At 43.9% G+C, this 11,152-nt stretch carries 7 protein-coding genes; 6 read left to right on the top strand and 1 reads right to left on the bottom strand.

Going from position 1 to position 11,152, the window contains the following annotated elements; genetic code table 11:
- The first annotated feature begins 478 nt into the window (after window positions 1-478).
- From rsgA to AAHF22_RS04375, 3 genes are all read left to right on the top strand, one after another.
- Window positions 479-1,549: a ribosome small subunit-dependent GTPase A gene (gene rsgA, locus AAHF22_RS04385; protein WP_347323751.1), complete on the top strand. Its 1,071-nt coding sequence runs from the start codon at window positions 479-481 to the stop codon at window positions 1,547-1,549.
- A gap of 485 nt (window positions 1,550-2,034) precedes the next feature.
- The gene (locus AAHF22_RS04380; protein ID WP_347323750.1) at window positions 2,035-2,499 is read left to right on the top strand and encodes a MarR family transcriptional regulator; all 465 of its coding nucleotides are present in this window, start codon (window positions 2,035-2,037) and stop codon (window positions 2,497-2,499) included.
- A 787-nt stretch (window positions 2,500-3,286) separates the two neighbouring features.
- Complete coding sequence (locus tag AAHF22_RS04375) at window positions 3,287-4,477, top strand: MFS transporter (protein WP_347324102.1); 1,191 nt, start codon at window positions 3,287-3,289, stop codon at window positions 4,475-4,477.
- 299 nt (window positions 4,478-4,776) lie between these two features.
- Here AAHF22_RS04375 and murB read toward each other — a convergent pair whose 3' ends face one another.
- The gene (murB, locus tag AAHF22_RS04370) at window positions 4,777-5,799 is read right to left on the bottom strand and encodes a UDP-N-acetylmuramate dehydrogenase (protein WP_347323749.1); all 1,023 of its coding nucleotides are present in this window, start codon (window positions 5,797-5,799) and stop codon (window positions 4,777-4,779) included.
- Between the two features lie 728 nt (window positions 5,800-6,527).
- Between murB and trhO the strand changes: the two genes are divergently transcribed.
- The 3 genes from trhO (at window position 6,528) to AAHF22_RS04355 (ending at window position 11,126) form a co-directional block, all read left to right on the top strand.
- Window positions 6,528-7,412: an oxygen-dependent tRNA uridine(34) hydroxylase TrhO gene (gene trhO / locus AAHF22_RS04365; protein WP_347323748.1), complete on the top strand. Its 885-nt coding sequence runs from the start codon at window positions 6,528-6,530 to the stop codon at window positions 7,410-7,412.
- Window positions 7,413-7,728: 316 nt separating this feature from the next.
- On the top strand, window positions 7,729-8,583 hold the full coding sequence (locus tag AAHF22_RS04360) for an AraC family transcriptional regulator (RefSeq protein ID WP_347324101.1): 855 nt from the start codon (window positions 7,729-7,731) through the stop codon (window positions 8,581-8,583).
- Between the two features lie 422 nt (window positions 8,584-9,005).
- Window positions 9,006-11,126, top strand: a complete 2,121-nt coding sequence (locus AAHF22_RS04355) for a glycoside hydrolase family 36 protein (RefSeq protein WP_347323747.1) — start codon at window positions 9,006-9,008, stop codon at window positions 11,124-11,126.
- Window positions 11,127-11,152 lie beyond the last annotated feature (26 nt).

The raw sequence follows: 11,152 nt of genomic DNA, 5'->3' as shown, positions 1-11,152 counted from the left end.
TCTACTCTGCATTGAAAGGAACAGACAGGCTGCGAAATCCACATATGTTGATAGGGTTGTACAGATTTAGGCTGAAAATGGGATCGATTGGTATGGAATCCATAAGTGAGGTTAACATAGACCATTACATTTGATGCTGCCTATCGTTGATCTATTTTACAAAACGAGAACATGATTACATCAATTGTAGCTTATTTTCGCTATCTGAAAAGGGTTAAGTTTGCATATGCGGTAAATTTGGTACTTTTTGATCACATTTGGTTAACATAGCGTTTACGTTCCAGTGTGAGACAAATTATTCATGACTTTTTTTCCTGCTTCTGGTATGCTGTACATGAAATCCCGACAAGAAAGGATGATGAATATGAGAGCCATTACTTTTTTTCGCAGCCGTCTGACACTCGTGACCATTTCAAAATCGGGAGTAATGAACGGATAAACATTCATCAGCTCCCGTATACAAAAGGAGCTAATTTCATTGGAACTAAATAAATACGGATATAATGATCATTTTGCAGGGCATTTTGCTGAATTGGAGCTGCCCCCACATCTTATTCCTGCACGCGTTACCGCTGTATTCAAACATGTGCTTCGCGTCGTATCAGCGGATGGCGAAGGTCTCGCCCGTCCCAAAACGTCTTCCTTCCGCGATGTCGATCGGATGGAGCGTCCGGCAATTGGCGACTTTGTCGCACTGGAAAGTCATCCAGGCGATACGTCACTTATTCATGCCGTGCTGGAGCGGACGAGCTTGTTCGTCCGGGATGACCCGGATCCGAATGCCGGTCAACAGGTTGTTGCAGCTAATTTTGACTACTGTTTTCTGGTAAGCTCAGCGAATGATGATTTTAATATTAATCGGATGGAGCGTTATTTGACAGTCGCCTGGAATAGTGGTGCTATGCCTGTGATCGTACTCACAAAGGCAGATCTGACAGATCAACTGGATATGTATCGCAATGAACTGGAAGCAGCCGGATTCGGCGTCCCCTTTTATGCGGTAGATAGCATCAGCGGTAACGGTCTGGCTGAGCTGCGCAGTCTCATTCAACCGGGACAGACGATAGTTCTACTCGGTTCGTCCGGTGTGGGCAAATCATCGCTCGTCAATGCACTGGCAGGCGAAGAACGTATGCGTACCGCTGGCATCCGTGAAGATGATGCACGCGGTCGACATACGACCACACATCGTGAACTGCATCTGCTGCCTAATGGCGTGATCGTTATCGATACACCGGGGATGCGCGGACTTGGCGTAGGTACGGCTTCGGATGGCCTGGATGAAACGTTTAGCGATATCGATGAGCTAGGTGAGCATTGTCGTTTCAGCGATTGTACGCATGAAGATGAGCCTGGTTGTGCGGTACAGGAAGCACTGGAAAATGGTACATTGTCTCGCAAGCATTACATCAACTGGCAAAAGCTCAAACGCGAGATCGCCTTTAATGAGCGCAAACAAAATAGCCAGCTTCAGCGTCAGGAAAAGCAAAAATGGAAAGTGATCAGTAAGATGAGTAAAAACAACAGCAAAAATAAAAATCGAGCTTGAGTCATTTTTGTAAACTTATATAGCGGTTGAATATATAGGGTTTGAATCGTTTGTTTGGGTAAGCAAGGATGCAGTTGGAATGATTGCTTTAGATTGCTTTAGATTGCTTTAGAGTGTTGTAGGTAATGATCAGCAATACGTAATAGCTGATTAGCTGACAAAGCTAATCGTTGGATAGAAATCGTCAGGTGGAAATTGCTACTTCCCAGGCTTCATCTTTCCTTTCGACTGGTATTCAGTCGTTGCGGATAGGTGGAGCCTTTTTAATACGTATACATGGGTATCGTTAGCGATCGTTTCAGTTAGCAATCGTTTTATATGTACGGATATGTATAGAGGTGAATATTTTATAGAAAGAGATCAATAGTTATAGATCGACACATTATACATACATACGTTACTATCCATCGACACGATTGTTGAAAAGGACACAAAATATATCTATACTGAAAGCAATCCAAATCGCACGGTAAAGGAGCATGTAGATGAACAAACAGGAGCAAGTGATGCTGGAGTTCAGACAGTTATTTACGAAGATGGCATGGCTGAATCGTATCAAAATGGAAGATCAACTACGAGATCATAAGCCGTCTGAAGTACACTGCCTCGAATATATCGGCAAGCATCCCGATTGCAATGTAACACGACTCGCAGAACACTTTTACATGACCCGAAGCGCGATTAGTAAAATGACGAAAAAGTTGCTGGAAAAAGGCTTAATCAAAAGTTATCAAAAGCCGGACAATAAAAAAGAAATTTACTTCCAGCTCACAGAACAGGGCAAAGAAATTGAACATATTCATGAGCGGCTACACCTTGAGTTTCAAGAGCGCGATGCAGCTGTATTTGCTTCAATCACCGATCAGCAGTATGATCGCATGCTCACATTTATCGACAGTTATAGCCAGCATCTGGATGAGCATATTAAAAAAATCGGTCGCGATGAATAATCCATTATGACTTGTTGCATAACCAATACGATATAGGCTGCTCTATGAATTGTGATGATGCCAGTCATACTGAACGAATCTATTGCCTTGCTTCGCTGACTATCCTTTGTTAAATAAAAAATTTCTATTTCGTAGTCTCTGTACTTTATGCACAATATATGTACTCTATTTGCAATCTCTGTACTCTATTCCTAATATATTTGCTCTAATCACAGTTTATGTCTTTGTGTACAGTATATCTGCTCTAATCACAGTTTATGTCTTTGTGTACAGTATATCTGCTCTATTCACAGTTTATGTCTTTGTGTACAGTATATTTGCTCTATTCACAGTTTATGTACTCTATGTACAGCGACAGCTAGGGGGTATACCCAAACTCGTATACGTCCTAGTACAATCCACTATAGCCAGACGCTTGCTCTTCCGAATCGATGTCGGATGGGAGCAAGCGTCTTTTTTATTTTTGTTGACAAGGAAACAAAATAACTTTATATTATTGTCAACTAGGAAACAAAAAAAGAAACACCTATATCTTGTATCTTGCTTTGCTCCATCCTGCAAGAGCCTATAGGTGCAAAACAAAAAAGCACGGATCGATACAAATGATCGATACAAATAATAGAAAGGAACTTTTTTCCTAGCAACTTCTTTCCTTCGCGACTGCTTTACTTCGCATCATGGATCATGCGTTTGTGCTTGACTAGACTCACCCATCCGCCTTCTTCTGAAAGGAGAACTACTATTGACTATTCATTCTTCCTCTTCCCCTGCTCCATCCCATCCAAGCATGAATCGCAAAGCTTTACTGTTCGGATTTGTATCTGTGTTTTTGTGTGCCATCGGCTTTGGTATCGTTATACCGGTCGTGCCTTTTCTCGTACAGCCTTATGTGCACGATGCGTCTCAACAAGCTGTCATCGTCGCCTGGCTTACTTCGGTGTATGCCATTTGTGTATTTATCGCTTCTCCGGGGCTTGGTGCGTTAAGTGATCGGTACGGACGGCGTCCGGTATTGCTACTTTGCTTGCTTGGTTCTGTCGCTGGCTATCTATTATTTGGCATCGGCGGTGCGTTATGGATTTTATTTGTCGGACGCATCATTGAAGGGATTACAGGCGGTACGATTGCAACGATGTTTGCTTATTTTGCCGACATTACGTCTGCCGAACAACGTACACGTTATTTTGGCTGGATCGGAGCTGCGGCTGGTGCAGGTACGATTATCGGCCCTTCACTCGGCGGTCTACTTGCTGGCATTAGTTATACCGCGCCGCTATATTTCGGTGCCGGCATTACACTGCTCAATGCGCTATATGGCTGGCTGTACATGCCGGAAAGTCTGGCGCCAGAGCTGCGTACAGAACGTATTACGCTCAACCGCCTGAACCCGCTGCTACAATTAACCAGCATTTTATCTGTCAAATCGTTACAAAGACTGCTATTGGCTGCGTTTCTGCTGTGGCTTCCCAATGGTGCGATGCAAGCTGTGCTCGCACAATTTACGCTCGATATGTTTCACTGGCAACCGATCTGGATCGGTCTCATTTTCTCCATTATCGGGATTCAGGATATTTTGTCACAAAGTCTAATTATGCCTCGTCTGCTAACAAGGATGAAAGGTGTGTCGATTGCTATCCTCGGTATGGTCGCAGAGCTATGTGGATATGCTCTGATCGCTGCCTCGGTCGCCTTTGCTTCCTACGGATTATTTCTCGCAGGCATGTTTGTATTCGGATTTGGCGATTCGATCTTTGGTCCATCGTTTAACGGATTGCTGTCTACGTCTGTGGATGCCAGTCGACAGGGACGTGTGCAAGGTGGCAGTCAATCGATTCAATCGCTGGCACGTGTGTTTGGCCCACTGCTTGGCGGACAGTTGTATGTATCGCTTGGTTACGCTGCCCCTGCATGGATGGGTGTGATTTTCATCGGCGTTGCTGCTGTGCTGCTATATCGCAACGTATATCGAGTGGCTTAATCAAGCTTGGATCATAAGTTATATGTGTAGATGCCATATATGAAGTCATACTAAAAACAGGCCCGAATAATCGGACCTGTTTTGCCTATTTTGAATATATCGCTCTCCAATATACCGCTTTACACAGCATAGCTTTTCATATCACCGTTTTGCATCGAATAGCTTCACCTATAACGGTTTAACACAGCTTGACCGTACTATGATTTACCCTCTATTACCTACAGCAAATTAAAACATCGCCGCGGCACGTACACCTCGCAAGTTCAACAATGACTACTTACAATATCAACAACGACTGCTTACAAAATCACAACTTCCGGCTCCGGTACAAAACCGAAGCGTGTATGCACACCATCCTGCACTAGTCGAATCAAATACAATACATCCTCAGCGGTCGCACCACCGACATTTTGAATAAAGTTGCCGTGATAAGGGGAAATACGTGCATAGCCGCGCTGTGTACCACGTAAACCTAATTCATCAACGAGCTTACCGGTCGGCTGACCGAAGTCATAATTGTTTTTGAACACCGAGCCACAACAGGCATGGTCAAAATGATGCTTGCCTCCGCGATCTGCGATCACATCATGAAATTCCTGCGGTACAACATACCCTTTAGCAGACAGGCGACCAATCCAGTTCTGATAATAACGGAAATAATCTGGCAATACGGATGAAGCCGCACTCGATACTTGCATTTCCTTCATCAGTTCTGTCCAACTTTCTGCTTGCGGCAATTCATATTCACCTACATGCAGATCTGCACCTACGATTACCCACGGATTTTGCTGGAAAATAGATTGCTTGTATGCGTACTGGCACTGGTCAACACCGATATGCTGCACACCTTGCTGGGGACGTGTTACATCAATATAATAAACGCGATCTAGCAGACCGCTAATATCATAATTGAAATACTTCGCATTCATATAAATGCCTGCACCCATCGTGCCCGGCAACAAATACGTAAATTCCATTCCTTTTATACCGGTCATCACACCGATCAGCGCAAGCCATGTCATCGGCACGCCTGCCGATACAAATAAACGATCTTCGTTAAATGTCAGCTCGATATGACGCTTGAGCGACAGAAAGAGCGTATCATCCTGCGGCTGATCTGGAAACAGAATATTCGAACCCATCCCAAACCATTTCACATCTAACCCTTTATGCTTACTCCCTTCGAGCAGCACCGCCAGTTCCTCCGTTGTTGCTGGAAGACCGAGATGACGTGCTTTACCACCAATCTCATAGGTTGAGTAAGGCGCCAAACTTGCATTTAACTGGCATAATTCATCAAATTGTAGCGTATTCAAATTCATCGTAACCCCTCTGCTCTACCTTGTATAAGCTCTCATATTTATAAGTATAGATCGTCCCGTATGAAACGGTCATCGCAGTTCAGTATAGCGTATTGCCCCGTATAGCTTATTGTCTGTAGCACTGCATTAGGCACTTTATCTATGCTCTTTAACATGATCATAGCAGCATACATTCCAATCCATTTACACGATTACTGGACAATAATCTATTCACCTATACCTGCATCTTTTCCATTATATGATATGCACGCTTGAAAACCAAAGCATAAAAATATAATATTCTTTTCATATTTCAAAAAACGGACTACTTGGACATTTTTCATGACTACTCATCACTTTTTATGAGGCGATACATATATGCAAATTGCACTTCACTGCGGGGAGGAAATAAGGGGAAAGGACGACTTACAGTGTTAGCGATTTCCTAACACGGGGTTCAATGAGAAAAGGATTTTTGCATAGCAAAATATCGTACTACTTTGAGCACGGGAATCTACATTCTCTCCTACTCCGTAGATTCCTGTGCGAGACCGGAGTCCGTCCCCTTATTCCTTCCCAGAGTGGTGTCTACTCTGCATGCATCGTATCATTTTCATAACTTTTTCAACATATCCGTTGACTAAGCTTGTGAACAGGCGTAAAATTTTAAATTGCGTTCATTGTTTAACGGATGACAGAATGTATGCAAGATGAAGCTTTTCTATATTATATGATTAAAGGTGATATTAATGTCCACACATCCATACCGGATTTTATTGTTTTATAAATTTGTAGCGTTGGAGGATTCGGAAACGCTGACGGCTGAGCATTTGCAATATTGCAAAGACCTCGGCGTTAAAGGTCGCATTTTGATCTCGCCGGAAGGTATTAACGGCACATTGTCTGGCACATGGGAGCAAACCGAGCAGTATATGAATGATTTGCGCGCGGATGCTCGCTTCGCTGACGTGGTGTTCAAAATCGACGAGTCCGAAGGTCATGCTTTCAAAAAGATTTTTGTACGGCATAAACAAGAATTAGTAACCTTCCGTCTGGATCAGGATGTTGATCCTAACGTAACGACAGGCCAGCATCTGTCGCCTAAAGAATTTTATGAGCAATTGCAGCGCGATGATGTGATCGTACTGGACGGTCGCAATGACTACGAGTACGATATCGGTCATTTCCGCGGTGCGATTCGTCCGGAAGTGGAATCGTCTCGTGAATTTCCGCAATGGATTCGTGAAAATCTGAGTCAATATAAAGATAAAAAGATTTTGACGTACTGCACAGGTGGTGTACGTTGTGAGAAACTGTCCGGCTTCCTGATGAATGAAGGCTTTAACGATGTCGCTCAATTAGATGGCGGTATTGTGACGTACAGTAAAGACCCTGAAGTACAGGGACGACTGTTTGACGGCAAATGTTATGTGTTCGATGAGCGTATTTCGGTTAAAATCAATCATACCGATGAAGATATCGTTGTAGGCAAGTGTTTCCATTGTGAAGACACAACCGATCATTATGTAAATTGTCCGGTGTGTAATTTGCAGCATGTTGTTTGCGATAGCTGCGAAGATGAACATGAGCATTATTGTTCGGATACTTGTCGTGAGCAAGCACTGGTTGGCTAAATTGGGAAAGGGCGAACTCCATTATGAGGGGTTCGTTCTTTTTTTATGCGGTTTTTAGCGGAACATAGTAGGCAGGGAGGTTATAGCAGATTATAGTGTCTATTAGTTAGTGTTTGTTAGTTAATGTTTCTTAGTTGATGTTTCTTAGGATGGGTTGGCATATACCACTTCTAGTCAGCAATTGGTTGTAGCTATTGGTATTGCCTGCTCTGCTTTCACAAGCTACGGATTCATGCTTCAATCTGGTTACTTAATCTGGTACATTCATATTGCTAGTAATGGAGCGGCAGATTACATAAAGTGAGGTTATGCGGTGATGTTTATGGAGAGTGAGGAGCGGCGAGAAATCTTCTTTACAGAGCGGCTTTTGAATGAGTTGTATGTGATGAATGTAGGGTATGAAAAGTGTTTGCCTTCACATAGCTTTGGGCCGCAAATTCGGGAGTATTATGTGCTGCATTATGTGTTGAGTGGCAAAGGGCAGTTTCGGGCACGGGATGCAACGTATCATTTGCAGGCAGGGAATTTCTTTTTGATTGCACCGAATGATGTGTATGCGGTGTACGAAGCGGATGCACAGGAGCCGTGGGAATATGTATGGATTGGTTTTCAAGGGGAACGTGCGGCAGCAGTGGTGAAAGAGCTTGGCTTTCATGATCGTGCACAGGTGGGAACGTTACAGGATCGCTCGGAAGCCGAGAGTTATATTCATGCGCTCATTACCGATAATCTGGTGCGGCAGCATTCGATGTTACGGGTGCAAGGTGACTTTTTTCGGATGTTGTCTTATTTTCGCATCGATCAGCCTATTCGCCAGATCGCTTACAATCCTAGCAGTCCCAAACATTATGTAGATCTATTTATCGCTCATGTACGTACATCGTATGGAAATCCGGAGTTGACGGTGAACAGTATTGCCAGACAGATCGGCATCCATCCGACTTATCTTACACAGTTGACAGGTACCGAATTACAGCAAACGTCACTGCAATATCTTACGAATTATCGGATGGTACGCGGTAAATTTCTGCTGGAACATACCGATTACACGGTGGAAAAAGTAGCTCATGCGGTTGGTTATACAAATCCGCTGTCGTTTGCGCGAGCATTCAAACGCTTATTTGGTGTGGCGCCAGGCTTTTATAGCAAGCGCCATCGCCATTCTGACTAGACTGTTATAGAAACGATCATCGGTATAATCGATAGCCTCTACTGGTCATTACTTTAGGTGGTGATCCGAATAGTAGAAGGTTCTTCTTTACTTTCATCGTTCTTTACCTTCATCCTTCTTTATTTTCATTGCTGTTTAATTTTGTTACTTTTTAATTTTATTTATCTTTTTGTTTATATGCTTTTTTGTTTTGTGGAATTTTATGACTCAGCAAGCATCTTCTACTTCGGGTAGAGGGTGCTTTTTCTTATATCGATCGGCAGTTCATCATATGGGAAATGGTATAGTTTTGGTTTGATACAGTTATAGGAATACGGCGGCAAAAGCATACAATCAAGATAAGCGCTATCTGGCTTTTGGCAGCTTAACTATGGATCGCCAAAGCGACTGTATTGGATTGGACTTGAGGAGGAGTGAACGGAATGACTCGCTTATATGAATATCAGATCTATGGTGTAAACGCTCTCTTTGAACGGAATGATCAGCAACGTATCCGATTGTTGCATTTGTCGAGTGCCCCTTTACCAAACGCTGATAATATGCTCGAACAGCGCAAGCAGGCGAGTGTACTGGTCGAGCTTCAACTAACCGGATTTAATAGTCCGGGGCATAAAGGAACAAGGCTATCGAACACCCTACCCGGTACAGAGCTAACGTTCCAACAAATCGTGCAGCAGGAAAATCAGCTAATCATTACACAGACGTATGAACAATCCTGCTCGCTGACCGTTACAACGTATATGCAGTTTTTTGCTAGTATACGTGTCGTTAAAGTATGGAATGAGATTACGAATACAGGCACAGAACCATTTGGGATTGAGTATATATCCTCACTGAATATTGTTGGTTTAAATAACGATGGATCTTCGCTTCCCTACACTGCCAATCATGTGTATCTTCCCCATAATTCATGGACAGGGGAAAATCAATGGCGTAAATATAGTCTGCCTGAGCTAGGTCTGCTCTATGCATTGGACGGAGAGAAATTGCAGGATTCTACGAAGGTCATTTCCGTTTCTAATAATTCCTCCTGGTCCTGCTCTCAATTCGCGCCGATCGGTATTGTCGAAAATGATCATACCGGCATGGCTACATTCTGGCAACTGGAAAGTAATGGCGCATGGCACTGGGAGCTTACCGATGCAGCACTGGGCAAAGAGCTTGCACTGCGGCTGAGCGGTCCGACCGAATTGCATAATCAATGGTGGAAAAATGTATTGCCTGGTGCCTCATTTACGACCATTCCCGTAGCATTCGGGGCGATCCCTGGCGGCTGGCAGGCAGCGATCTGGGAATTGACTCGCTATCGTCGTGCAATCCGTCGTCCCAATGAAGACAATCAGCAGCTGCCGATCATTTTTAACGATTATATGAATTGCCTGTCCGGTGATCCGACAACTGCTAAAGAACTTCCGCTTATTGATGCCGCAGCTGCCGCTGGTTGTGAATATTTTGTCATCGATTGTGGATGGTATTCAGATGGCTACTGGTGGGACAATGTGGGCGAATGGCAACCATCGCAGCAACGTTTTCCAGGTGGACTGATTGAGGTTATTGATTATATCCAATCCAAAGGTATGATTGCCGGTCTATGGCTGGAAATTGAGGTGATGGGCATTAATAGCAAACTAGCGGCAAGTTTACCAGATGATTGGTTTTTTATGCGTCATGGTAAACGTATCATCGACCATAGCCGCTACCATCTCGATTTTCGCAATCCGAAAGTACGTGATTATGCGACTTCAGTCGTACAGCGACTTGTACAAGAGTACGGCATCGGCTATATCAAAATGGACTACAATATCACGACCGGCATTGGTACGGATCAACATAGTGACAGTATGGGTGATGGTTTGCTGGAGCATAATCGTGCGTATTTACAATGGCTGGATCGTATGTTCACCCTCTATCCACAGCTTGTGATCGAGAATTGTGGCAGTGGCGGCATGCGCCACGACTACCAGATGCTCGCCAGACATAGCATCCAATCGATTACCGACCAGACGGAATATATACGTAATGGTGCAATCGCTGCCGCCTGCGCAGCCAATGTCACGCCAGAACAAGCGGCGATCTGGTCGTATCCGCTGCGCGAAGGCGACCATGAAGAAGTCATTTTCAATATGGTGAATACGATGCTATTACGCATTCACCAGAGTGGACATCTGGGCGAGCTGACCGAAGATCGGTTGCTGCTTGTCAAACAAGCAATCGACGTGTATAAAAATATCCGTAAGCATATTCCAACCGGTCGTCCGGTCTGGCTAACCGGCATTCCGCTTATTGATGATGAATGGTTTAGCTTCGGTATTGAAACACCTGACCGTCTGTACCTTGCTGTCTGGCGCACAGAAAGCTTAAATGACCATTTTAGCGTGCATGATCCAGCAAAATCGATTCAGAGCGTTATCCAACTGTACCCTAATCCAGCAGAAGATAAGAACACATCGTATCATGTACATGGTAATACGATCCATTTCGAATTTAAGCAAAATAAGATCGCTCGCTTGTACGAAATAAGTACGACACCTCATCAAGTATAATCAGCACAAAGTAGATCACTATGTCA

It is taken from the genome of Paenibacillus wenxiniae (genome assembly GCF_039822605.1).
GTDB lineage: Bacteria > Bacillota > Bacilli > Paenibacillales > Paenibacillaceae > Saccharibacillus > Saccharibacillus wenxiniae.
Note: the sequence above shows the minus strand (reverse complement) of the source record. Positions and strands in the feature narration are given on the sequence as shown.